Raw genomic sequence first — 22,427 nt, 5'->3', positions numbered from 1 at the left:
GATTGCTAAACAGGCCCAAAATCATGTCCGAAAAACAGCCTACCCTTGCCGAAATCAAGGAACGCCGCGAAATCGCCACCCGCCGTATTAAGGACGATACCGGCATTGATCAGGACATGATCAAAAACATCGTGCATGGATTTTACGCCAAGGTCCGCGATGACGAAATGCTGGGCCCGGTGTTTGAAGAAAAAGTCGAAAACTGGGACAACCATCTTGATCGCATGGTCATGTTTTGGTCATCAGTGGCGCTGGCCACGGGCAATTATGACGGCCGGCCGATGCAAAAACACATGCCGCTTAAAATCACCCGCCATCATTTTGACCGGTGGCTACAGCTGTTTGCGCAAACCTTATCCGAACATTGTAATGAAGCCGCCGCCAAACACTTTATGGAACGCGCTCTTCGCATCGCTGCAAGTTTTGAAGTCGGCATTGCCGCCCATAACGGTGTCATCTTGTCCAAAGGTGAACGTTATGACCCGGTGACAAGCTGGGACCCGCAGTAAAGTCCTAATAAATAGAAAATTTCCTTCGTTAAATTATTCCCAGAATTGTTCCAAAACAAGCCATTGAAACGAAGTTGAAAATCGATAAATATATGGGGAATCGGTTTGGAATATGACTGATTGCTATATTTTATGACAATTTGATATCCTGACCGATATTGATACGGAGAAAATAAAGATGTGGCCTGCAGTCCTTTTTGCCGCCGTTTTGCTGATTGCCTTGATCGCCTACACAATACATGGCCACCGTCGCCACCTGACACCCAGCACCGGCCCCAAAATTGACCGCGCATCCCGGCCCAACACCGCCCTTCTCTTGATCGATCTTCAGGAAGATTTCACAACCGGCAACTCCAAATATCGCTATCCCGAAGCGGATATGGAAAAGGGCCTTGAAGCGATCAACAATCTGGTCGAAGCCGCCAACGCCAACGGATCGCCAGTTATTGCAATCCGCCAGACCTTTGTTGGCTGGTACATGAACTTCTTGGCCGCCCTGCTTAATCAGGGCCGCGGCTGCCAGAAATCAAACGGCTTGGATATTGATGAACGCATTGATGGCGATATCGACCATGACATCGTCAAGTCCCGTGCAGATGCCTTTCACGAACCTGAACTTGATCGCGTACTGAACGCGCAGAATGTCGGCAAACTAATCATTGTCGGCCTGGACGGCGATTTTTGTGTCAAAGCAACCACCAAGGCCGCCCTTAATCGCGGCTACGAGGTCTACTTCAGTGACGCGACCACGTTGGTCTTTAATCCGCGGTCCTGGAAAAAGACACGGTCACAACTTATTGCCCTTGGCGCCAAAGACGAGATTGAAGCCAAGGACAAGATTGACCAAGAAGCGGCCACGCAATCAGAAGACGCGCCGCAACATAAATCAGCTTAAAGCTTATCTCGGATCGAATACCACAGCATCGCAGCAACCAGCATCGGGTAGCGGAATGTCTTTCCGCCCGGGAATGCTGGTATTTTGACGTTTGACATCACGTCAAAGCGTTCCATCGTCCCCGCCACGGCATCGGCCATGATTTGCCCCGCCAAGGTCGCCATGGCAACCCCATGCCCGGAATATCCCGTCGCGGTAAAGATGTTATCCTCGATCTTGCGGAAGAACGGCATGCGGTTCATCGTAATCGCCAACGTCCCGCCCCAGCCATAATCAATTTTCACGTCTTTAAGCTGCGGATAGACTTCAAGCATATAGGGCGACACAAACGACTTGATGTCTTTTGGGAAGCGATAACCATATGTTTCCCCTCCGCCAAACAGCATACGTTTATCGGCACTTAGACGGTAATAGTTGATCACGAACTTTGAATCCGCGACCGCCACATCGTCCCGAATAAGATCCCGCGCCAAATCATCGGAAAGCGGTTCTGTGGCGATGATGAAATTATTAATCGGCATGACGCGCTTGGCCACGCGATCTTCAAGCGCATCAAGATAGCCATTACAGCCAAGAATCATTTTATTGGCCTTCACGACCGCACCGTTGCTGGTTTTGACCGTCACCTTCCCCGACTGATTTTCATAAGACGTCACAACCGCATTTTCAAAAATACGCGCGCCCGCAGCACGTGCGGCATCGGCAAGGCCAATCGCAAAGTTCAACGGGTGAATATGCCCCGCCCCCATATCAAGCGATCCGCCATGGTAAAACGCACTGCCCACCATTTCACGCATCTCATCGCGTGAGATATTGCGGATCTGATCATAGCCATAATCGCGTTGCAGCTTGTCGGTATAGGCATGGGTTTCCGGCACAAACCGCGCGCGATGATCTGCATGCAAAATGCCCGGCTTCCAATCGCATTTGATGTCATGCTTGGCGATCAGGGATTTGACGATGTCCTTGGACTGTTCTGCGATATCCCACAGCTTTTTGGCGTCATCGCGCCCGACCATTTTTTCAAGGTCGTCTTGTTCGCGGCGCTGGCCCGACCCGACCTGCCCGCCATTGCGCCCCGACGCGCCCCAGCCAACCCGATGCGCTTCAAGCAAAATAACGTCAAAGCCGCGCTCGGCCAGATGCAAGGCCGATGACAAGCCGGTAAACCCCCCACCAACAACCACAATGTCACATGACTGCTGCCCGTTGACGGTGTCAAACGGCGCGATCGCATTGGCGGTCGCGGCATAATAGGACGCCGGATAGGATCCTTGTGTGTCATTGGCGGTCAGCAAATTCGGGGTAAACACGGCAAAGCCTCGATTTCATTGTTATTTATGACGGTTATTTATCGCGACATCCTGCCTGATCGGCGGCATCTATCAAGAGAAAAACAACTGTTTCTCTAGCATTGATACTCTTTTGGCAGATTATTCGAAAACCCCTTATTGCGACGACATCTCATTGCTAACGGGACATTCCGTTAACGATTGAAAATAGTGTTTTTACCAGCAGAAATACCCTAACCTACATTAGGCAAACATAAATGAAAGTAAGTATGCGATGCCTCTTTTGGTTCTGTATCAGCTTGTGTCCTTAGGAACGTTTGTGTTTCTCACTTTCTTTGATGGCTATAATTACAACGGGTGGAATTGGATAATTGCAATTCCCATAAACGCATTTCTTTCCGAAATATGGCCTATTTACTGGTGTATTCTGAGATGGCTTTTCTGAGGTTCAACGACCTTGGGTGATGGCGTCGACCATGCGATTGGCAGTCTTGGTTGCCGCACAGCCCCCACGCGCCGTACAGCGCAAATCAGGATGCATCATCGACCCGATTTTAACCGTCTGATCGACCAGTTCGTCATATTGCAAAACCGCATCAAACCCGGCCAAAACCGCCATCGCCGATGAAAAGGCATGTGACACCCCCGCGACATTGCGCGCATGACACGGAATTTCAACATCCCCGCCCACCGGATCACACACCAGTCCAAGGGTATTCATCAAACACATGCTGGCCGCGTCAAAGCACTGCTTGGCATCCCCGCCATAGGCATATGCGACCCCTGCGGCTGCCATCGCCGCCGACGCACCGGTTTCGACCGAACATCCACCGCATTCGGCGGCAAAGGTCCCGCGTGCAGCAAAGACCGCCCCGATCACCGCCATCACCTGCAACGCTTCCGTGGCGCCATCAATATCAATTCCATGCCGGATCAGTCCGTATAAGGTGCCCGGCACCACCCCGGCACTGCCCGCCGTTGGCGCAGCACAGACAAGCCCGCGATTTGAATCGCGTTCCATCGCCGACAGTGCACCTGCCATCGCATCCTGCAACACCGGTCCGCCAAGACCGGCCGGCAAATTGGCATCGCGAACTTTGCGCGCACGCAGGGTTAAAAACCGCATGACGTTATCTTCGGGCTTTGCATCGAATCCTTCGGCCACAACGCGCAGCATCAATTCGCACCGTTCGCGGAAAAGCTTACGCGTGGCATCACGTGAAAGGCCAAGACGCTTTGCCTCAAGCACCAGCGCCGCATCGGCCAATGAGCCGCCGGGCTGCCGCAGGGCGACCGCGATCACACCATCGGCTGTTGAAAACAAATCATCGCCGGTGCAGACCGGATATTGCGACGCATCGCCAAACCGAACAGCCTCCACACCGTCCCGCAGACGGATCGCGTCGAGCACTGTTACATCGGGCAATGATTGCAAGGAAACTTCAACACGCTGATGGGCGGGATCGACGGATGTTCCCAGCAAGGTATTTGTTCCACTTGCCAGCTTCTGGGCAATGCCATCGGCATCCAAAACCGCCCCATCGCCCCAAACAAACACAGTTGCCGTCTTACCGGTCAAAAACACCGGTTCGCCATTCATCGCATCGATGTAATACATCCCCCCGCCGACCGACGCCCCGGCATACAGATCGGTTCGTAGGGTGCCGTCGGCGGTTTGAACGGTCAGTTCCAGATCGACGCGGTTGGGATGGTTATTGTTTTCAAGTTCCGTGACTTCAACACCAAACTTAAATCCCTCTCCCTGCTCCACACGTCCTAAAATATCGCGGTAATCAGGATCGGTCAGCTTGGCGCCCGCCAGCCCGGCGGCAAAGTTCTCGTCCGAACTTTGCGCCTTATAAACCGGGGCGAAAGACCCGTTTGGATCAAACCGCACCACTGCATTTTTTAAAACTTCACCGTTTGAACAAGAAAGTTCGCGCACCAGCTTTGCCATCATATAGGGCGCAGCACAGTGCGAACTTGACGGCCCGCGCATAACAGGACCGATCACCGAATTCAAAAGACTGATTTCTTGCATGGCTAAATACTTTAATTGGCGCGCACCAAAAGATGCCGCCCGTGAAAATGCGGTGCAAGGATGATTACCCGCCAACCTTTTGAATGCAATGACCCAAACAAAAATCCCCGGCCAAACAGAATGCTGGGCCGGGGATTTTGGAATTAGGTTTTAAAAACCAGATGTCGTGAGGCAGCCGCTTAACGCTGCTTGGTTTCCCATTCGGGATGCACGAAATACGGTGCGTTGGACGGAGCCAATGGTTGGCGGCCACGGATAATGTCCGCCGCCTTTTCACCGATCATGATCGTCGGGGCATTCAAGTTACCGGTCGCAATTGTCGGCATGATCGAACTATCAACCACACGAAGCCCTTGGATACCATGAACGCGCGTGTTTTCATCGACCACGGCCATATCGTCGCTTCCCATTTTGCACGAGCATGATGGGTGATAGGCACTTTCGGCGTGATCGGCGACCCATGCATCAATCTGCTCGTCGGTCTGGATGTCCTTGCCCGGTGCAATTTCACGCCCACGCAAATCGGCAAAGGCTTCCTGACCGAAAATCTCGCGGGTCAGGCGGACGGATGCGCGCATTTCTTCCCAGTCTTCCGGGTGGCTCATATAGTTCGGGTCAATGATCGGACGTTCTTTCGGGTCGGCGGATGCAAGGCGAACCGTACCGCGTGATTTTGACCGCATCGGGCCGATATGGGCCTGAAAACCATCCTTCTCGGCGGCCTTCGACCCGTTATAGTTAATCGCAGCAGGCATGAAGTGATACTGCAAATCAGGATGCTTCACCCCGGCTTTGGACCGAATAAAACCGCCCGCTTCGAAATGGTTGGTCGCGCCAAGGCCGGTTTTAAACAGATACCATTCAAGCCCGATCTTAAACTTGCTCCAGGCATCAAGTTTGCTGTTTAGGCTGATGGGTTTGGTGCATTCCATCTGAACATAAAGTTCAAGATGGTCTTGCAGGTTTTCACCGACCCCGGGCAAATCTGCCACAACGTCAATACCATGTTCGCGCAAATGTGCCGCCGGGCCCACGCCAGACAACATCAAAAGTTTCGGCGAATTGATCGATCCGGCCGACAGGATAACTTCGCGATCCACCAGCGCACGCACCGCCTGCCCTTCATAGGTGAAATCAACACCAATCGCGCGTTTACCATCAAAAACAATGCGCTGTGCAAATGCCTTATTGTAAACCGTGACGTTATCGCGCTTGGCCGCTGGATGCAGATAGGCCTGCGCAGTCGACCAGCGACGGCCTTTATAGACCGTCATATCCATGGTGCCGAGGCCTTCCTGACGATATCCGTTTTGATCATCAGTATGGGTATATCCGGCCTGAACACCGGCCTTCATCCATGCCTTATGCAGGTCGTTTGTGCACGCCCCTGTCGTCACATGCAGCGGACCATCCCCACCGTGATATTCATCGCCGCCGGTATTTTCGTTGCGGGTATTTGCCTTACGGAAATAGGGCAAGCACCGTGCATAATCCCATTCCTTAAGCGCCGGGTCTTGTTCCGCCCAGCGATTATAATCAAGGGCATGCCCACGCACATACGCCATCCCGTTGATCGAGCTTGACCCACCGGAAACCCGCCCACGCGGTGTTTCCATCCGGCGATTGTTCAAATTGGCCTGCGGCGTCGTCCAATAAGCCCAGTTATAGGTTTCCGACTGCATCGGATACGAAAGCGCAGTTGGCATATGAATACGCCAATCCCACCAATGGTCTTTCGGACCGGCTTCAAGCACCAGCACCTTAACGTCGCGGTCTTCGGACAGACGGTTGGCCAAAACAGCCCCGGCAGAACCGGAACCGACAATCACGTAATCATATTTTTCAGTCTTCGTCGGGGTCGACATATCTGATCCCTTTATTTTCAAGCAATGTGGGCCGGCCATTATTCAAAGTGCGTAGCTGCGCACTTAGTAAGGCGCCTCAACATCGCCGGTTTCGACATAAACCGATTTAATCCGGGTGTAATGCTCAATCGCGGCACGGCCATTCTCACGCCCAACGCCGGATTTTTTTACCCCGCCAAACGGCATTTCAATCGGCGTAATGTTATAGGTGTTGATCCAGCAGGTCCCCGCTTCAAGCCGGGACACAACCCGGTGCCCGCGCGACAGATCCTTGGTGAAAACACCGGCCGCAAGGCCATAAGGTGTGTCATTGGCGCGTTTGACGGCCTCGTCTTCATCGCTAAAGGTCAAAACCGACATCACCGGGCCAAAGATTTCTTCGCGAACAATGGTCATATCATCGGTGCACTCGGCAAAGATCGTCGGCGCGACAAACAGCCCGCCTTCCGGCATGCCATCAGAAACCGCATGACCGCCCAGAACGCATTTCGCGCCTTCTTTCTTGCCGGTTTCGATAAATGACATCACTTGATCGAATTGGGTTTTGCTGACGATCGGGCCGACTTGGGTTTTGGGGTTTTCCGGATCACCGAGGATAAGGTCCTTGCTGCGCGCAATCAGTTTTTCCATGAACGCATCTGCAATACTTTCATGAACAAAAACCCGCGTGCCGTTTGAACAAATCTGCCCCGATGAATAGAAATTCGCCATCTGCGCGCCTGATACGGCGTTATCAAGATCGGCATCTTCAAACACGATCATCGGTGATTTGCCGCCAAGCTCCATGGTCACGGCCTTCATGCCGCCCGCCGCGGCGGATGCGACTTTCGCCCCGGTTGCTGCCGAGCCGGTCAGCGATACTTTATCCACGCCCGAATGATCGACAAGTGCCGCACCAGATTCTCGCGCCCCCTGCACAACGTTATAAACCCCATCCGGAAGGCCTGCTTCCTGAAGCGCCTCGGCAACCGCAATCGCCGAAAGCGGTGTGACCTCGGACGGTTTGTAAACAACCGCATTGCCACACGCCAATGCCGGTGCTGCCTTCCAGCACGCAATCTGAATCGGATAGTTCCAAGCCCCGATGGCGGCACACACCCCAACCGCCTCGCGGCGGGTATAGGCAAAATTCCCACCAAGATCGATATGCTCACCGGCCAGGCTTCCGGCGACACCGGCGAAATATTCCAAACATTCAACACCGGAAATCACATCAACAATTTCGGTTTCCTGAATGGCACGCCCGGTATCGCGGGTTTCAACCATCGCCAATTCATCATTGCGATCACGCAGGATTTGGGCGGCCTTAAACAACACGCGGGCCCGTTCGGCCGCCGGTGTGTTTTTCCAAATTTCAAACCCTGCACGTGCGGCCTTTACAGCGGCATCTACGTCCGATGCGGTGCTTTCATTGCCCTTGGCAAGAACAGTATTGGTTGCCGGATTAAAAGTAACCATTTCTGGTCCCGACCCGGTTGTTTTCTTGCCATTGATGAAATTGTTGATCTGGTAAAGGCTCATGTCAAAACTCCTTCCGGCCGCACCGCATAATGGGCGACTGTAAACTTGGTATGTGTGTGTTTGGCGTTAGCGCGCTGGCGATTGCGCCAGATAAAGATGCATGGTGCCCAGCACCATCTTGCGCGCTGCCGCGACATCGGTCCGCCCGGACGAAAGCCCGGACCGCACCCAAATGCCGTCAATCATTGCCGCCATTGCGGCCGAAATTTCGTCTGCCCGCTGATCGGTTGTCAGTTGGCGCAGCTCGTGACGCAGGTTGGATGCCAGTCGCTGGAAATAGATATTGTTTAATCGGCGCAGCGGTTCGGAAAACGGCACCTGCGCCCAAAAAGACAACCACGCGACCGTCACCTGCGGGGTAAACTGTTCTTCGTCAAAATTGGTGTTCACGATGGCTTCAAGGCGATCGACCGGCGTTCTGGATTGTGCCAAACGCGCCATGTAGTCGTTGCGCAATTCCTGCATCAAAAACCGCATGGTGGCTTCCAACAATGCGTTTTTGCCGCCGAAATAATGCGAAATAATGCCCGACGACATACCCGCCGCCTTGCTGATACGGGCAATCGTCGTATCGGCAAATCCGTGGCGATGAATGGTTTCAATCGTCGCGTCGATCAACTGCCTGCGGCGTACAGGCTGCATACCAACTTTAGGCATTCAGACAATCCAATTCAGAACGTTTCAAGGGGGTTTGAAACCGCGTCATTAAACCGCAACGCACTTTTTAACCCTTCTTAATTGACGTATCGAGAATATGCTGTATTTTAATTGAACAATCAATCAATAAAAATACGCCGGTATATGCGGCGCAATGATCAGGGGATCCCATTGCTGCGCGGCTGTATGGCTGTTTTTGTGATTATTCCGGTCCATTCGGACGGGTTATGGAAACCTGTTTGTCTGTCTCTGGGCGAGTATTAGCGACACAGAAGTTGCGTTGATGTTCGTCTGGCCTCCGGAACCGAAAGCTTCTGATGACCTCGCCTGCGGGGTCATCATTAACGTTAGGTCCACACAAGGGAGAACCAGAAACATGATCAATCTTTCCACGTTCGGCCGCCTTCTTGGCAGCACCATCATCGCAAGCGCGCTTTTTGGTGCCGCAACGGCGAATGCCGCCGACAGCGATGCCTGCAAAACCGTTACGTTCTCTGATGTTGGCTGGACCGACATCACCGCAACCACCGCGACCGCATCGGTTGTCCTCGATGCGCTGGGCTATGACGCAGAAACCGAACTTCTGTCGGTGCCTGTTACCTATACCAGCCTTGCCAACGGCGATGTTGATGTCTTCCTTGGCAATTGGATGCCAACCATGGCGGCTGACATCAAACCCTATCTTGATAAGGGCACGGTTGTAAGCACTGGCGCAAACCTTGAAGGTGCCAAATACACCCTTGCGGTTTCCAAGAACGCCTATGACGCGGGCCTCAAAGATTTTGCTGACATCGCCAAATTCAAAGACCAGCTCGACGGCGAAATTTACGGTATCGAGCCGGGCAACGATGGCAACCGTCTTATTCAGGAAATGATCGATAACGATCAGTTCGGTCTTAGCGATTTTGAACTTGTTGAGTCCTCCGAACAGGGCATGCTTTCAGAAGTGAAGCGTAAATCATCGCGCGACAAGTTCATTGTCTTCCTGGGCTGGGAACCGCATCCGATGAATGCGAAATACGACATGGCCTATCTTGATGGCGGCGATGACGTGTTTGGTCCGAACTTTGGCGGTGCCACCGTTCATACCAACCTGCGTGCAGGCTATGCCGACGAATGCCCGAATGCGGGCAAATTTGTCACCAACCTGAAATTCACTCTGGCCATGGAAAATGAAATCATGGACGCGATCCTTAATGACGGGACAGATCCGGAAAAAGCCGCCACCGCGTGGCTTAAAGCCAATCCGGATGCGGCCTATGCATGGCTTGACGGTGTGACCACCTTTGACGGTGGCGATGCCAAGGCCGCGCTTAAAAGCGATCTTGGCCTTTAATCGGCCTGCCTGACCGGACTTAACCGGTTTTGGGATTCTGCCGATACGCCCCTGCCCGCGACTTTCATATCCCCCATATTTGGGAACTGGCCGGGGCGTATCGTTTATTTAACTGATTTATAAACAAACGGAAATATTCCCATGGAATGGCTCACGGAAACCAAACTTCCGCTGGGGCAGTGGATTTCATCTTTGATGAATTCGCTGAACGAACATGCCGATTTCGTTTTCTATGCCATCTCGGATGTTCTTGAATTCATTATTGAAAACACCACCGACTTTCTGTTGTGGCTGCCGGCCCTTCTGATCATTGCCGGGTTTGCCGTGCTTGCCACAGTCCTGCATCGGTCATGGAAACTCACCGCCTTTACCGTGCTTTCCCTGCTGCTGATTGTGAATCTTGGCTATTGGGAAGAAACCATGCAAACACTGGCCCTTGTGTTTTATGCGTCGCTGTTTTGCATGGTGATCGGGGTTCCGCTGGGTGTGGCATCCGCCCACCGTCCGTGGCTGTATCAGGCGATGCGCCCCGTACTTGACCTGATGCAAACGATCCCGACCTTTGTGTATTTGATCCCGACCCTGATCCTGTTTGGTTTGGGCGTTGTACCGGGTCTTATTTCCACCGTGATCTTTGCCATTGCCGCCCCAATCCGCCTGACCCATCTTGGCATTTCCAACACGCCAAAGGCCCTTCTCGAAGCAGGCGAAAGCTTCGGCTGCACGCCGCGTCAATTGCTGTTTAAGGTCGAACTCCCGTCTGCCATGCCATCGATCATGGCCGGGTTGACGCAATGCATCATGCTATCGCTATCCATGGTGGTGATTGCCGCCCTTGTGGGCGCTGATGGCCTTGGTAAACCGGTTGTGCGCGCACTTAATTCGGTCAACATCGCCCAAGGCTTCGAAGCAGGTCTTGCGATTGTGATCCTTGCCATTGTGCTCGACCGCATTTGCCGTCGTGAAAACAGTCAAACAACGGGGCAGTGATCATGACAAATGCTGTTGAATTTGAAAATATCGACGTCATCTTTGGCGACCGTCAGGCGGAATCGCTTCGACTGCTTGATCAAGGCAGAACACGCGAACAAATCGCCGATGCCACCAACAACGTCCTTGGTGTTGCCAATGTCAGCATCGATGTCCCCGAAGGCGAAATTTGCGTTCTGATGGGGCTTTCGGGCTCTGGCAAATCATCGCTTCTGCGGTGCGTAAACGGCCTTAACAGCGTATCGCGCGGGTCGCTTCGCGTACGTGCCGGGAATGACATGATCGATGTCACCACCTGTGATTCGACAACGCTGCGCAATCTGCGCCGCAAAAACGTCGCCATGGTGTTCCAGCAATTTGGCCTGTTTCCATGGCGCACGGTCGAAGACAACGTTGGCTTTGGCCTTGAACTGGACGGCATGGGCCCGACGGAGCGACGCGACGTTGTCCGCGAAAAGCTGGCCTTGGTCGGACTGGATCAGTGGGCGCATAAATATGCCCACGAACTGTCGGGCGGCATGCAGCAACGTGTTGGTCTGGCGCGTGCCTTTGCCACGGATGCCCCGATCCTTTTGATGGACGAGCCATTTTCCGCCCTTGATCCCTTAATCCGTAACCGCCTTCAGGACGAGCTTCTTGATCTTCAGGAAAAGCTCAACAAAACCATCCTGTTTGTCAGTCATGACTTGGACGAGGCCATGAAACTTGGCAATTCAATTGCCATCATGGAAGGCGGCTACGTGGTTCAGCATGGCACACCCGAAGACATCGCACTGCGTCCGGCCAATGGATATGTTGCGGACTTTGTCGCGCACATGAACCCGGTCAATATCCTGCGCGGTCGGGCGATCATGCATCGCGTGACCAAGGATCAACGCAATTCATCGGGCATCATCGCCATCGAAGACGAAGGCATGCGTATCACTGTCGACAATGGCACGGTCCAAGCCGTCCATAGTGCGGAAATCGGCGATCTTAAACTGATCGCCTATGACGGCACCCTGCCCACGGACCTTGATGGCACGGATAACTCGGTGGTGTTTGTCGCCCAGGATGATGTGCTGCTAAAAGATCTGATCGACATGCGCTCGATCACGCAAAACCCCGTGATCCTCACGCGCGAGGGCAAGATATCAGGCACATTGGGCCGCAAGGAATTCTTTGACAGCCTGACCTAAAACGCCTTTGCACAGGCGGATATTCAATACTCAGACAAAACAAAGGGCGGCTCATTTCAGGGCCGCCCTTTTGTATGAGGAATACTTTAACCGCCCCTATCCGCCGGTCACCGGCGGGAACAGGGCAATTTCACTGGCCTTGGTAATGTCGGTATCAGGTGTCGCATATTCCTGATCGACCGCGACGCGGATGATGGATGGCTCTGCCAGGGCATTGGCGAAGTTTTCCCCACGTGCGGGGATCCATGCCAAAAGGTCGGCAACGGTTTTGACATCACCGGGCAATTCGATGGTTTCTTCGGCCATGCCGATCCGTTCTTTGACCCAGGAAAAATAGACCAGTTTCATCTTCAATCCAGCTTGTTGATGTTCAATTTTGCGCATGCTTGCGCAATTGGCGCCACCATGCAAGTCGCGATCCTGTGATTATGGATAAACGAAATAACCATCGGGCGCGTTTTCCATCCGTGCGGTCAGGTTATCAATAAAAAACCGCTCAGCCCGGCTTTGCGACATACGCGGGTTGGTCATCAGGTAAATATCAATTGCCATCGCCGCCCAAGACCTGCGCGCCAAATATGACACGGTCGCGCTCCTTGATGTCGATTTGCATCATGGCAACGGCACCCAGCATATTTTCTATGCCCGCGATGATGTCATGACCCTTTCACTTCATGCCGATCCCGGTGATTTTTATCCATTTTATTGGGGCCATGCCCATGAACGCGGCGACGGGGTTGGGGTTGGATTTAACCACAACGATCCCCTGCCCCTTGGCAGTGGGGACACGGTTTTCTTAACCGCCCTTGACCGGGCGCTGGCAGTGATTGATGATTTCAATCCCGGTGCGGTGGTGATCGCATTGGGACTTGATGCATCACGCGACGACCCGCTTGGCGGCCTTACCGTCACCCCGGATGGCTTTGCCAAAATCGGCGAAAAGATTGGTGCGTTAACCTGCCCTATCGTACTTGAGCAAGAAGGCGGTTATGTTAGCGCCACCTTGGCCGAAAACCTATTTCAATTTATCTGCGGGTTTCGCGCCACCAACAAAAACAAATCGTTATCAGAAGGCCCCAAATGACCCATTCCGACATTCTGATTATTGGCGGCGGTATTGCAGGCATGTCCGCTGCGTACTTTCTGGCAAAGGCGGGAAAATCCGTTACGGTTTTGGAACGCGAAGACCAGCCGGGCTATCACAGCACCGGGCGGTCTGCCGCCCTTTACAGCGAAACCTACGGCCCGAAAATCATCCGCAAGATGTCGACCGCCAGCCGCGATTTCTTCATTACCCCGCCCGATGGGTTTACCGAAAACCCGATCCTGTCGCCGCGCGGCATTATCATGACCGCCGCACCGGGGGAAGAAGCCAAACTTGAAGAAATCCTGACCGAAGGCCGGGCAAACGGCGCAAACTTTGTGTCCCTAACCCCGGCCGAACTTAAGGAAATCATTCCGGTCATTAATACCGATCTGATTGCCAGTGCCGCCCATGAACCTGATGCCATGGATATTGATGTCCATGCGCTTCATTGGGGCTTTATCCGCCAGTTTAAATCAATGGGTGGAACGCTGCTGACCAAGGCCGATGTCACCGCAATCGAAAAGTCAGACGGCAAATGGCACGTCACCCTTGGCAATGGCACCCGCCACAGCGGCGATATCATCGTCAATGCTGCGGGTGCGTGGGCCGATGACATTGCCAATAAGGCCGGCGTCAAACCGCTTGGCATTACGCCAAAACGCCGCACGGCCGTGATGGTTGATCTGCCATCGGACGTTAATGCGCATGGCTGGCCCTTGGTCGCCTGCCTTGATGAAACCCTATATTTTAAGGAAGACGCCGGGCGCTTGCTGGTCTCGCCTGCGGATACAACCCCGACTGAACCGCATGATGTGCAGCCCGAAGAACTTGATATCGCCATCACGATGGACCGGTTAATGACCGCCACCAGCATCGAAGTCCGCCGGCCGGGTGAATCCTGGGCTGGTTTACGCAGCTTCTTTGCCGACGGCGATCCGGTATCCGCATTTGATCCCGCCGATGAGAGTTTCTATTGGCTGGCGGGTCAAGGGGGCTATGGCATCCAAACCGCCCCGGCGATGGGCGAATATGCCGCCAATATCATCTGTGGCAACGGCATCCCCGATTACATGCAAAAACTTGGCATCAGCCAAGACGCCCTGTCGGCAAATCGCGCCAGTCTTGCGACGGGCAAATAATCACGTGATCGGAGAACACCCCATGAGCACCTTTGACCGCGCAAGCCTGCGCAAGGCCGTATCAAACCGCACATTATCGGCGGTTGATGATTTGTGCGCGCTGGTCCGCCATGACAGCTTGCTTGGCAACGAAACATCCGCGCAAAACTGGATCGCCGATCAATTCGCCGATATGGGGCTTGATGTTGAACGTATCGCGATTGACATCAATGCCCTTCGCGACCAACCGGGATTTTCCCCGCCGGTGATTGACGATTATGACGGGCGTGAAAATGTCATTGGCCTGCACCGGCCGAAAAACCCAACTGGCCGCAGCCTGATCCTTAACGGGCATATGGATGTCGTCCCAACGGGTCCGGCCGATAAATGGCGCCGTGGCCCGTTTGATGCCTATGTCGACGGGGACTGGCTGTATGGGCGTGGTGCGGGCGATATGAAGGCCGGGATCATTGCCTATTGCCATGCGCTGCGCGCCCTTCATGATATCGGTCTCGAACCTGCTGCACCGGTCATTTTGCAATCCGTGATCGAAGAAGAATGTACTGGCAATGGCGCACTTGCCTGTCTTCATGCCGGTTACAAGGCAGATTGTGCCATCATCCCCGAACCGTTCAATCAAACACTGATGACCGCCCAGCTTGGCGTGATGTGGTTTCAACTGCACGTCTCAGGAAGCCCAGCGCACGTTCTGGATACATCCGCTGGCAGCAACGCGATTGAGGCTGCCTTTGGCTTTTTCGAAACGCTCAAAGAAGTCGAAGAAATCTGGAACCTGCCCCAACACCGCCATGCGGCTTATGATGCACATGTTCACCCCGTTAACTTTAACTTGGGCAAAATCGATGGTGGTGAATGGGCATCGACCGTTCCGCCGGTCTGTTCGGCCGATATCCGGGTTGGGTTTTATCCAGGAATGGATCTTGCGAAAGTCCGCGAAACGATTGAGGCCGTCAAGCAAACTGCACTTGCCAATCACCCGGCCTGCAAGGGCGCAACGTTTGACATCACCTATCGCGGTTTTCAGGCCGAAGGATGCGAAATGGACGTCAATCACCCGATGATGTCCATGATCGGCGATATCCATCAAGAAGTCACCGGAAACGCGATTGAAAACTATGCCTCGACCGCCACAACCGATGCGCGGTTCTTCCAAATTTACGGCAATATCCCGGCAACGTGCTATGGCCCCAAAGCCGAACGTATCCATGGCATTGACGAACGTGTTTCCATCGCATCGATGATGGAAGTTACCGAAGTCCTTGCCCTGTTCATTGCCGACTGGTGCGGCGTGCAAAAGCGTGCTAGCTAGTTCGTATTGTTAAATAAATTACCCAAAGACACATCAAGGAGACTTCTATGAGCATTCAACGTTTTCACACCGGCCCACGTATGAGCCAGGCCGTTGTCCATGGCGACACCATCTATCTTGCGGGCCAAGTCGGCAACGCCGATAGCGACATCACCAATCAGACCAAAGAGTGCCTCGAAAAGGTTGATGCGCTTTTGGCTGAATGTGGCTCCAGCAAAGAAAACATCCTGTCGACCACCATCTGGCTGGCCGACATGAAAGATTTCGCTGCCATGAACGAAGTTTGGGATGCATGGGTACCGCAGGGCCACACCCCGGGTCGCGCATGTGGCGAAGCCAAACTTGCCACCCCGGATTACCTTGTCGAATTCATCGTGATCGCGGCAAAACCGTAATCATCGAAAACGCCAAGAAAAACGCCCGGTCAGGTTTTCCTGCCGGGCGTTTTTTATGAGCTTTTGCGGGATTTAGTCGCGCACTTCGTTGGTTTCAATCAGCGACGTTGCCTCCAACGTGCGATGCACGGGGCATTTATTGGCAATTGCCAGCAATTTGACCCGGGTATCCGCATCAAGGTCGCCGATAAACGTCAATCGACGCTCAAACCGATCAATCTTCCCGCCTTTTTGGTGATGCGCATCATCGCATTCCGCACAATCATCGGCATGAATTTTATCATGCAGGATTTCCGCCCGGACAGCATCAAGGGTGATGTTTTTATGATCGGCATACATTCGCACGGTCATCACCGTACAACTTCCCAAGGCCGCCGACAGAAAATCATAAGGGGACGGGCCGCTATCTAGCCCGCCGACATTTTCCGGCTCATCGGCCATCATGCGATGATGTCCCGCCATGACCATGCATTGGAACTTGCCCTGCCCGGTTTCACGCACAACCACACCGTCGCTAGGTTTGACCGGCGTTTCCGCGTCACGGGGCAAATACCGCCCGGCCCAGGCCGCAATTACCGATGCGACGTAACTGGCATCGGCTGGTTCACGCAGTAAATGATCGGCATCGTCAAGCGACACAAAACTTTTGGGATGTTTTGCCGCGTCAAAGATTTTTCCGGCATTTTCAATCCCGACCGTTTCATCGCGCGGTGCATGCAAAACCAGCAATGCCTTGCCCATCTCGCGCGTGGCCTGCGCGATATCATGCTTGCCCAAATCATCGACAAACTGGCGCTTGATCACAAACGGCCGCCCGCCCAGCGATACTTCCGCCGCTCCTTTGGTTTTAATTTCCTCAAGATGGTCGGCAAAGTTATGGGTGACATGCCCGATATCGGCTGGCGCGCCAATGGTGGCAACGGCGGTTGCTTCGGGCACGCGTTCCGCCATGGCAAGGATCGCTGCCCCGCCCAACGAATGACCAATCAAAAGCTTGGGTGCGTCATACTCGGCGCGTAAAAACTCAACCGCGCGCCCCAGATCATCCAGGTTGGAGGTAAAATTCGTCGATGCAAAATCCCCACCCGATCCACCAAGCCCGGTAAAATCAAACCGCAAAACCCCAATCCCCTGAAGGGTCAAGGCTTCGGCAATTTTCCGCGCCGCGATCAAATCCTTGCTACAGGTGAAACAATGCGCAAACAACGCATAGGCTCGAACCGCACCGCTTGGCAGGTCAAGACGTGCCGCAAGTTTGGCACCATGTGCGCCGTCAAATGTCAGTTTAATGGGTTTTCCCGGCATCGACATTCCGATCACTGAAAATGTGAAAAAATGATTTTGATCCTACGCCCAAGACAATAGGATCGCATCAATGCCGCCAATGCAACCAGGAAAACCACATGACCATTTTGGAAACGCAACGCACCATTTTGCGTAAAGCAACCCATCAAGATGCCCCCTTCATCATGGAACTGGTCAATGGTCCGGGCTGGCTGCGCTTTATCGGCGATCGCAATATCCACGATCTTGACGCCGCCCGCGCCTATATCGACGCGCGTATGATTTCAAGCTACGCCCAACACGGCTTTGGGCAATCCATTGTTTGTGAAAAAGAAACCAACCGCCCGATTGGCCTGATCGGTTTCATCAAACGCGATACCCTTGATGCGCCTGATATCGGCTATGCCATGCGCGAAGGCGAACAAGGCAAAGGGTATGCCTTTGAAGTCTGTGATGCGTTGCTTCAGCACGGCTGGACACAGCTTGGCTTTGATAAGCTCTATGGCTATTGCCTGCCCGAAAACGTTGCCTCGACCAACCTTTTGAAAAAGCTTGGCCTGACATATCTGCGCGATCAGGACCTTCATCAATCGGGTGAAATGTGCAGCCTGTATGTCATGCATCGACCATAAGCAGCACCCAACAAAACAAAACCCCGCATCTTTAACAAATGCGGGGTTTTGTTTTTACCTGCGACGAATGCCAATCTTGCGCCCGACACCCGATGGGATCGGAAGGTCGGCATGCGCATCTTTGATCTTGTTTAGGGTTTCCAGAATGTCATCTGGAAACGGTGCAGATCGGCGCGTGGACATATCGATATGCATGGTGATGATTTCGTTGGTCGCGGCCCCCCATCCGTCTGCCCCGTGGCGCATTTCGTGATACATGTGAATGCGTTTTGCATCGCAATCGAGAACCCGGGTATGGATCACAAACGGCGCATCCAGGTGGATTTCCCGATCATAGGTCACATGCATTTCAAGCCCAAAGGTCGATCCGCCGCGCTTTTTGGGATAATCCAATCCCATCCCGACCGCGTTTAAAAACGCGATTGAGCCCAGATCAAACGCCACCACGTAATACCCCACATTCATATGGCCGTTAAAATCAATCCATTCCGGTTTGATTGTCGCGCGGTATGTTTCAAGGGGTTCTGGCGCGAACAGATCGGTACTGATCATTTTTGGGTGGCCTTCACCACGGCAACCGCCGCCACGAAATCTTCCAGCGAATGCCCAACCGATTTAAACACCGTGCACACATCATCGGCTTCGCGGCCCTTAACGTCGCCGCGTGTCAGACCAAACAGATCGCCAATGATATCGGATTTTGAAATTGCCCCGCTGTCGATCGCCTGCACGACGTCCCCGCCTTCGGCACTGGCCCCTTCGAAACTATCGACATAGATGCGGCATTTTTTCATCACCCCATCGTCGGTTTCGCGCATGGTGGGTTTAAACGCGCCGACCAAGTCAACATGGGTGCCATCGCGCAACCAGTCACCACGCACCAACGGTTCGGTTGACAGCGTCGCACATGAAATCAAATCGGCGGATTTACACGCCGCTTCCAAATCATCCGTCCCCTTGGCGTTAAAGCCAAGCGCACCAATTTCGGTCGCAAGTTTCACCGCCTTATCGGCATTACGGTTCCAGATGGTCACGTTTTTAATCGGGCGTACAGATGCATGCGCCTTGATCAATTGCGGTGCCATTGCCCCCGACCCGACCATCACCATGTCGGTGCTGTCTTTGCGCGCCAGATAATCAGCCGCCAAGGCCGATGCGGCGGCTGTGCGGCGCGTGGTCAGTTTGGTGCCATCAATCACCGCTGATGGTTGGCCCGTCACCGCATCAAGCAGGATATAAGTCCCCGACACCGCCGGCAGGTTCCGCGCCGAATTGCCCGGCACAACCGCGGCAACCTTGACCCCGGCTGCACCATCTTTTTGCCAGGCTGGCATAATCAGGAAAGTCGCGTCATCCTCGTTGCTGCGTTCCATGTTGAAATGGCTGCGCAACGGCGCTTCGCACCCTTGTGCAAAACCATCCCGAAGGGCTTCGACCAAATCACGGGGCGAAACAAACTTGTCGATATCTTCTGCCGAAACGAAACGCATGAGCCTTCCTCTATAACTATTTTTGATTTCAGTGGGGTAGCGGCCTCTTTTATACCACGCCACACCGTTTCAGTCACAGGAAGACCAACGGATTTTTCGCTGTTTTTAAGGGGAATTGTCGAAGATTCACGCCTTCAAAAAGCGTTTAAGATGCGCAAAAAGCGATCCCGTTTCCAAAAACACATCTTCGAGAACGTTAAAATGGTTGGCACCCCATGCCTTATAGACCGGTACCGTCACCCCGGATCGCCCGCAATACGCGGCATAGGCATCACTTTGGCGGACAAATTCCGGGCTTTCATCGCGCCCGACGACCACCATCATTTTGGTATCGGTCGCAACGGCATCCAGCATGGGCGAATTATCCGCCGCAGATGCTTCATCAAGCTTGATGTCCTTATTGATCGTCGTAAACCGCACCGGTTCAAGATCAAACACGCCAGAAATCGGGATCACGCCACAAAACGGATTAGCCACCCCAAGCACGTCTTCCCAATCATAAGACGCCAAACGCGCAACAATCTGCCCGCCCGCCGAATGACCCGAAATCGAAATGCGGTCACGATCGCCGTTAAAGTCGTCAATGTTGTCATAGACATATTGCACGCACCGCACTGCTTCTTGGGTGATATCGGCAACCGTCACATCGGGGCAAAGATCGTAATTGGGGCAAATAACCGTAAAACCCGCCGCGACAAGGTCACGCGCGACAAAGGCATAATCCTTTTTGTCCTGACTGCGCCAATAACCGCCATGGAAAAAGATATGTACCGGCGCGCCTGCATCGGCGGCCATAAACACATCCATGGTTTCCTTTGGCCCATCGCCATAACGCACATCAATCTTGGGCTTAAGATCCGCACGCGTTTCTTCCGACAGCTTAACGCACCGTTCAACATACGTCATGAAATCGGGCACGGTTTCGCGCGCGTTATATTGCCATTCCAGTTCTGCCTCTGTGAAGCCACCCCAAGTCATGCATTACCTCGATTTTACGGGTTTATTATTTGTGCGATCTCAACGTTGCATATGATCTTTCTTTAATTCGGACCTCTTTGCAATCAATTCGCATGGGGTCTACCTATTTTTTGCGTCAAACACCCCCAAATGATTGATCACCCCGCATGGCAATGCCAAACTCGGCAAAATAAATTTCAGATCAAGTGGATAGATCATGACAGCCGCCACGCATCAAAGCCCGTTCCCTGCAACCGACCATGACCGCAATCAGATTTGGCAAATGCTTGTCCCGCGCGACATTGCCGCCTTTGTCGCAGCCGATTGGTCAATGGTCGAAGATGATTTTAAGGCAGATGGCTTTTACGCCATTGATGCCTGCACATCCGATGATCCCGACACATGGAAAATGATGTTTCCCGACCTTGGCGCTTACCGCGATGAATGGTTGCGCCAGGCAGATGCGGCCCAAAACGCCTGCTATGCCGAGGACCTATATTCGGCTGTTTTCCGCGCCACGACGCTTGATAAAATCGACATCACCGGCAATCGTGCATTGGTCCGCAAACACTTTAACGGACGCATTAAAAAAGCAGACGGATCCGAAGACCGTCTGCTTTGGAAAACGCATTATTACTGCGAAAAACAGGCTACTGGAAAATGGCTGATCACCGGATTTACCGGTTATCTGCCCAACCATGATCCGGCTTAAATCGGTTACCCCGGTTAGATGACCGGGGTAACCTGTTTTCTATGTTCGGCCCTTAAAGGACCTTACCCCGTGCGGCCACATCAACGGTTTTGATGGTATCGCCGCGCACCAGATGCACCTGATCAAGCATATTGCTGACCACGCAAACATGGTTGGGGATGATTTCGATCCGCTCGCCAATTTCAAACGGGGTTAAATCCCGTTCGAACTGCAAAACACCGTGTTCTTCCGAAAGGCCGACCACATCAACTTCGGGATGCCCCACGACATAACCAAACCCGTCCAGTCCGAGCAAATCAGACGTCAAAACCTTGGACCCGGCATCAATTACCGCCCGTCCCGGTGCCGGAAGTGAAACCACCTCGGCCAGAACGCGCAATGCGCAGTCATCTTCACCGCACACATCGCGCGCCATCAGCGACCGGTCATTGTAAATATAGGTCCCGATCCGATGTTCGGTGACGTTGGCAACCTCGTGGGCTTTCCACATATCGGGCGTCCCGCCAGAACTTCTGATCGGGCATGCAATGCCACGTTCGTCAAGCTTTGCCATCGCATCGCCAAAGAACCCGCCAACCTTGGCACCACCGCCCGCCGCCGGATAGGTCATCAAACCGGCAAACTTAATCCCCGGAAGGTCTTCAATGATCTGCGCAAGTTTAACCGCATCATCGGGGGTCTGAACCCCGCAACGTCCGCCGCCTGTGTCACATTCAACCAAGATTTCAAGCGGCTTGGCACTGTCGGCAAACGCCCGCGAAAGGCCTTCGACCACAGCCGCATTATCGGCAACAACACGCAGGCTTTTAACCCGGTCAAATAACGCCCGCAAGCGTGAAAGTTTGCGCGATCCAATAACGTTATAGGTCAGCAGAATGTCATCAAGACCGGCATCGGCCATAACTTCGGCCTCGCCAATTTTCTGACAGGTGATCCCCTTTGCCCCGGCGGCCAATTGTTGCTGGGCGAATGCCGGGATTTTGTGGGTTTTGATATGCGGGCGCAATGCAATGCCATGCTCATCGCAATAGGCCTGATAGGCATTTACGTTGCGATCCACGGTATCAAGATTGATCACCGCGCACGGCGTATCAAGTTCAGAATATTGCGGCGAGCGGGTCATAAAAACCGTCCTTTA

General features: G+C 53.4%; 23 protein-coding genes. 11 read left to right on the top strand and 12 right to left on the bottom strand.

The annotated features are described in order from the left end of the window. The first annotated feature begins 23 nt into the window (after positions 1-23). Together HCZ99_RS10640 and HCZ99_RS10635 are read left to right on the top strand one after the other, a co-directional pair. On the top strand, positions 24-509 hold the full coding sequence (locus HCZ99_RS10640) for a group III truncated hemoglobin (protein WP_175581478.1): 486 nt from the start codon (positions 24-26) through the stop codon (positions 507-509). Between the two features lie 178 nt (positions 510-687). Further along, complete coding sequence (locus tag HCZ99_RS10635; RefSeq protein ID WP_167446959.1) at positions 688-1,404, top strand: cysteine hydrolase family protein; 717 nt, start codon at positions 688-690, stop codon at positions 1,402-1,404. On the opposite strand, the gene HCZ99_RS10630 is transcribed toward HCZ99_RS10635, so the two are convergent. From HCZ99_RS10630 to betI, 5 genes are all read right to left on the bottom strand, one after another. Continuing rightward, positions 1,401-2,717 (bottom strand): NAD(P)/FAD-dependent oxidoreductase, encoded by a 1,317-nt coding sequence (locus HCZ99_RS10630; protein WP_167446958.1) that lies wholly within the window; start codon positions 2,715-2,717, stop codon positions 1,401-1,403. The two genes, HCZ99_RS10635 and HCZ99_RS10630, sit on opposite strands and share 4 nt — an antisense overlap. A 427-nt stretch (positions 2,718-3,144) precedes the next feature. After that, positions 3,145-4,737 (bottom strand): L-serine ammonia-lyase, iron-sulfur-dependent, subunit alpha, encoded by a 1,593-nt coding sequence (locus tag HCZ99_RS10625; protein WP_167446957.1) that lies wholly within the window; start codon positions 4,735-4,737, stop codon positions 3,145-3,147. Between the two features lie 179 nt (positions 4,738-4,916). Further along, the gene (gene betA / locus HCZ99_RS10620; protein WP_167446956.1) at positions 4,917-6,602 is read right to left on the bottom strand and encodes a choline dehydrogenase; all 1,686 of its coding nucleotides are present in this window, start codon (positions 6,600-6,602) and stop codon (positions 4,917-4,919) included. 63 nt (positions 6,603-6,665) lie between these two features. Next, the gene (betB, locus tag HCZ99_RS10615) at positions 6,666-8,123 is read right to left on the bottom strand and encodes a betaine-aldehyde dehydrogenase (RefSeq protein ID WP_167446955.1); all 1,458 of its coding nucleotides are present in this window, start codon (positions 8,121-8,123) and stop codon (positions 6,666-6,668) included. Positions 8,124-8,189: 66 nt separating this feature from the next. Further along, entirely contained in the window at positions 8,190-8,780 is a 591-nt protein-coding gene (gene betI, locus HCZ99_RS10610; RefSeq protein WP_167446954.1) for a choline-binding transcriptional repressor BetI, read from the bottom strand. A gap of 376 nt (positions 8,781-9,156) precedes the next feature. Here betI and HCZ99_RS10605 point away from each other — a divergent pair, with 376 nt between their 5' ends. The 3 genes from HCZ99_RS10605 (at position 9,157) to choV (ending at position 12,284) form a co-directional block, all read left to right on the top strand. Continuing rightward, positions 9,157-10,116 carry a choline ABC transporter substrate-binding protein gene (locus tag HCZ99_RS10605; RefSeq protein ID WP_167446953.1) on the top strand — a complete coding sequence of 320 codons (960 nt, stop codon included), beginning with the start codon at positions 9,157-9,159 and terminating at the stop codon, positions 10,114-10,116. 141 nt (positions 10,117-10,257) lie between these two features. Further along, the gene (choW, locus tag HCZ99_RS10600; RefSeq protein WP_167446952.1) at positions 10,258-11,106 is read left to right on the top strand and encodes a choline ABC transporter permease subunit; all 849 of its coding nucleotides are present in this window, start codon (positions 10,258-10,260) and stop codon (positions 11,104-11,106) included. Between the two features lie 2 nt (positions 11,107-11,108). Next, positions 11,109-12,284, top strand: coding sequence for a choline ABC transporter ATP-binding protein (gene choV / locus HCZ99_RS10595; protein WP_167446951.1), 1,176 nt, complete (start codon positions 11,109-11,111; stop codon positions 12,282-12,284). Positions 12,285-12,380: 96 nt separating this feature from the next. Here choV and moaD read toward each other — a convergent pair whose 3' ends face one another. Together moaD and HCZ99_RS10585 are read right to left on the bottom strand one after the other, a co-directional pair. After that, positions 12,381-12,632, bottom strand: a complete 252-nt coding sequence (gene moaD / locus HCZ99_RS10590) for a molybdopterin converting factor subunit 1 (RefSeq protein WP_167446950.1) — start codon at positions 12,630-12,632, stop codon at positions 12,381-12,383. Between the two features lie 78 nt (positions 12,633-12,710). Then, the gene (locus tag HCZ99_RS10585; protein WP_254869571.1) at positions 12,711-12,869 is read right to left on the bottom strand and encodes a hypothetical protein; all 159 of its coding nucleotides are present in this window, start codon (positions 12,867-12,869) and stop codon (positions 12,711-12,713) included. Here HCZ99_RS10585 and HCZ99_RS10580 point away from each other — a divergent pair. Genes HCZ99_RS10580 through HCZ99_RS10565 form a run of 4 tightly spaced genes read left to right on the top strand, consistent with a single transcriptional unit; the run spans position 12,823 to position 16,214 of the window. Then, positions 12,823-13,368 (top strand): hypothetical protein, encoded by a 546-nt coding sequence (locus HCZ99_RS10580; protein ID WP_167447519.1) that lies wholly within the window; start codon positions 12,823-12,825, stop codon positions 13,366-13,368. The two genes, HCZ99_RS10585 and HCZ99_RS10580, sit on opposite strands and share 47 nt — an antisense overlap. Then, positions 13,365-14,510 (top strand): NAD(P)/FAD-dependent oxidoreductase, encoded by a 1,146-nt coding sequence (locus HCZ99_RS10575; RefSeq protein ID WP_167446949.1) that lies wholly within the window; start codon positions 13,365-13,367, stop codon positions 14,508-14,510. Before HCZ99_RS10580 ends, HCZ99_RS10575 begins: the two co-directional genes overlap by 4 nt. Before the next feature lie 22 nt (positions 14,511-14,532). Beyond that, positions 14,533-15,819: a M20 family metallopeptidase gene (locus HCZ99_RS10570; RefSeq protein WP_167446948.1), complete on the top strand. Its 1,287-nt coding sequence runs from the start codon at positions 14,533-14,535 to the stop codon at positions 15,817-15,819. A gap of 47 nt (positions 15,820-15,866) precedes the next feature. Continuing rightward, a complete protein-coding gene (locus tag HCZ99_RS10565) occupies positions 15,867-16,214 on the top strand; it encodes a RidA family protein (protein ID WP_167446947.1) in 348 nt (115 codons plus the stop codon). 72 nt (positions 16,215-16,286) lie between these two features. Here the strand turns inward: HCZ99_RS10565 and HCZ99_RS10560 are convergent, their stop codons facing one another. Then, positions 16,287-17,519: a bifunctional alpha/beta hydrolase/OsmC family protein gene (locus HCZ99_RS10560; RefSeq protein ID WP_167446946.1), complete on the bottom strand. Its 1,233-nt coding sequence runs from the start codon at positions 17,517-17,519 to the stop codon at positions 16,287-16,289. A 98-nt stretch (positions 17,520-17,617) separates the two neighbouring features. Here HCZ99_RS10560 and HCZ99_RS10555 point away from each other — a divergent pair, with 98 nt between their 5' ends. Further along, positions 17,618-18,130, top strand: coding sequence for a GNAT family N-acetyltransferase (locus tag HCZ99_RS10555; RefSeq protein ID WP_167446945.1), 513 nt, complete (start codon positions 17,618-17,620; stop codon positions 18,128-18,130). Positions 18,131-18,184: 54 nt separating this feature from the next. On the opposite strand, the gene HCZ99_RS10550 is transcribed toward HCZ99_RS10555, so the two are convergent. From HCZ99_RS10550 to HCZ99_RS10540, 3 genes are all read right to left on the bottom strand, one after another. Beyond that, complete coding sequence (locus HCZ99_RS10550; protein ID WP_167446944.1) at positions 18,185-18,682, bottom strand: thioesterase family protein; 498 nt, start codon at positions 18,680-18,682, stop codon at positions 18,185-18,187. After that, the gene (locus HCZ99_RS10545) at positions 18,679-19,620 is read right to left on the bottom strand and encodes an ornithine cyclodeaminase family protein (RefSeq protein ID WP_167446943.1); all 942 of its coding nucleotides are present in this window, start codon (positions 19,618-19,620) and stop codon (positions 18,679-18,681) included. Before HCZ99_RS10545 ends, HCZ99_RS10550 begins: the two co-directional genes overlap by 4 nt. A 126-nt stretch (positions 19,621-19,746) precedes the next feature. Continuing rightward, a complete protein-coding gene (locus HCZ99_RS10540) occupies positions 19,747-20,598 on the bottom strand; it encodes an alpha/beta hydrolase (protein ID WP_167446942.1) in 852 nt (283 codons plus the stop codon). Positions 20,599-20,794: 196 nt separating this feature from the next. Here HCZ99_RS10540 and HCZ99_RS10535 point away from each other — a divergent pair, with 196 nt between their 5' ends. Continuing rightward, a complete protein-coding gene (locus HCZ99_RS10535; RefSeq protein WP_167446941.1) occupies positions 20,795-21,289 on the top strand; it encodes a hypothetical protein in 495 nt (164 codons plus the stop codon). Between the two features lie 52 nt (positions 21,290-21,341). On the opposite strand, the gene HCZ99_RS10530 is transcribed toward HCZ99_RS10535, so the two are convergent. Further along, a complete protein-coding gene (locus HCZ99_RS10530; protein WP_167446940.1) occupies positions 21,342-22,412 on the bottom strand; it encodes a D-TA family PLP-dependent enzyme in 1,071 nt (356 codons plus the stop codon). Positions 22,413-22,427: the final 15 nt, after the last annotated feature.

The organism is Thalassospira lucentensis (assembly GCF_011806425.1).
GTDB lineage: Bacteria > Pseudomonadota > Alphaproteobacteria > Rhodospirillales > Thalassospiraceae > Thalassospira > Thalassospira lucentensis_B.
This window is presented reverse-complemented; position numbering and strand designations above follow the sequence as displayed.

Excerpts from the sequence above, each read along its gene's own strand:
- HCZ99_RS10640 (WP_175581478.1), top strand. The coding sequence starts at position 24 with ATGTCCGAAAAACAGCCTACCCTTGCCGAAATCAAGGAACGCCGCGAA.
- HCZ99_RS10635 (WP_167446959.1), top strand. The coding sequence starts at position 688 with ATGTGGCCTGCAGTCCTTTTTGCCGCCGTTTTGCTGATTGCCTTGATC.
- HCZ99_RS10625 (WP_167446957.1), bottom strand. The coding sequence starts at position 4,737 with ATGCAAGAAATCAGTCTTTTGAATTCGGTGATCGGTCCTGTTATGCGC.
- betA (WP_167446956.1), bottom strand. The coding sequence starts at position 6,602 with ATGTCGACCCCGACGAAGACTGAAAAATATGATTACGTGATTGTCGGT.
- betB (WP_167446955.1), bottom strand. The coding sequence starts at position 8,123 with ATGAGCCTTTACCAGATCAACAATTTCATCAATGGCAAGAAAACAACC.
- betI (WP_167446954.1), bottom strand. The coding sequence starts at position 8,780 with ATGCCTAAAGTTGGTATGCAGCCTGTACGCCGCAGGCAGTTGATCGAC.
- HCZ99_RS10605 (WP_167446953.1), top strand. The coding sequence starts at position 9,157 with ATGATCAATCTTTCCACGTTCGGCCGCCTTCTTGGCAGCACCATCATC.
- choW (WP_167446952.1), top strand. The coding sequence starts at position 10,258 with ATGGAATGGCTCACGGAAACCAAACTTCCGCTGGGGCAGTGGATTTCA.
- choV (WP_167446951.1), top strand. The coding sequence starts at position 11,109 with ATGACAAATGCTGTTGAATTTGAAAATATCGACGTCATCTTTGGCGAC.
- moaD (WP_167446950.1), bottom strand. The coding sequence starts at position 12,632 with ATGAAACTGGTCTATTTTTCCTGGGTCAAAGAACGGATCGGCATGGCC.
- HCZ99_RS10575 (WP_167446949.1), top strand. The coding sequence starts at position 13,365 with ATGACCCATTCCGACATTCTGATTATTGGCGGCGGTATTGCAGGCATG.
- HCZ99_RS10570 (WP_167446948.1), top strand. The coding sequence starts at position 14,533 with ATGAGCACCTTTGACCGCGCAAGCCTGCGCAAGGCCGTATCAAACCGC.
- HCZ99_RS10565 (WP_167446947.1), top strand. The coding sequence starts at position 15,867 with ATGAGCATTCAACGTTTTCACACCGGCCCACGTATGAGCCAGGCCGTT.
- HCZ99_RS10560 (WP_167446946.1), bottom strand. The coding sequence starts at position 17,519 with ATGCCGGGAAAACCCATTAAACTGACATTTGACGGCGCACATGGTGCC.
- HCZ99_RS10555 (WP_167446945.1), top strand. The coding sequence starts at position 17,618 with ATGACCATTTTGGAAACGCAACGCACCATTTTGCGTAAAGCAACCCAT.
- HCZ99_RS10550 (WP_167446944.1), bottom strand. The coding sequence starts at position 18,682 with ATGATCAGTACCGATCTGTTCGCGCCAGAACCCCTTGAAACATACCGC.
- HCZ99_RS10545 (WP_167446943.1), bottom strand. The coding sequence starts at position 19,620 with ATGCGTTTCGTTTCGGCAGAAGATATCGACAAGTTTGTTTCGCCCCGT.
- HCZ99_RS10540 (WP_167446942.1), bottom strand. The coding sequence starts at position 20,598 with ATGACTTGGGGTGGCTTCACAGAGGCAGAACTGGAATGGCAATATAAC.
- HCZ99_RS10535 (WP_167446941.1), top strand. The coding sequence starts at position 20,795 with ATGACAGCCGCCACGCATCAAAGCCCGTTCCCTGCAACCGACCATGAC.
- HCZ99_RS10530 (WP_167446940.1), bottom strand. The coding sequence starts at position 22,412 with ATGACCCGCTCGCCGCAATATTCTGAACTTGATACGCCGTGCGCGGTG.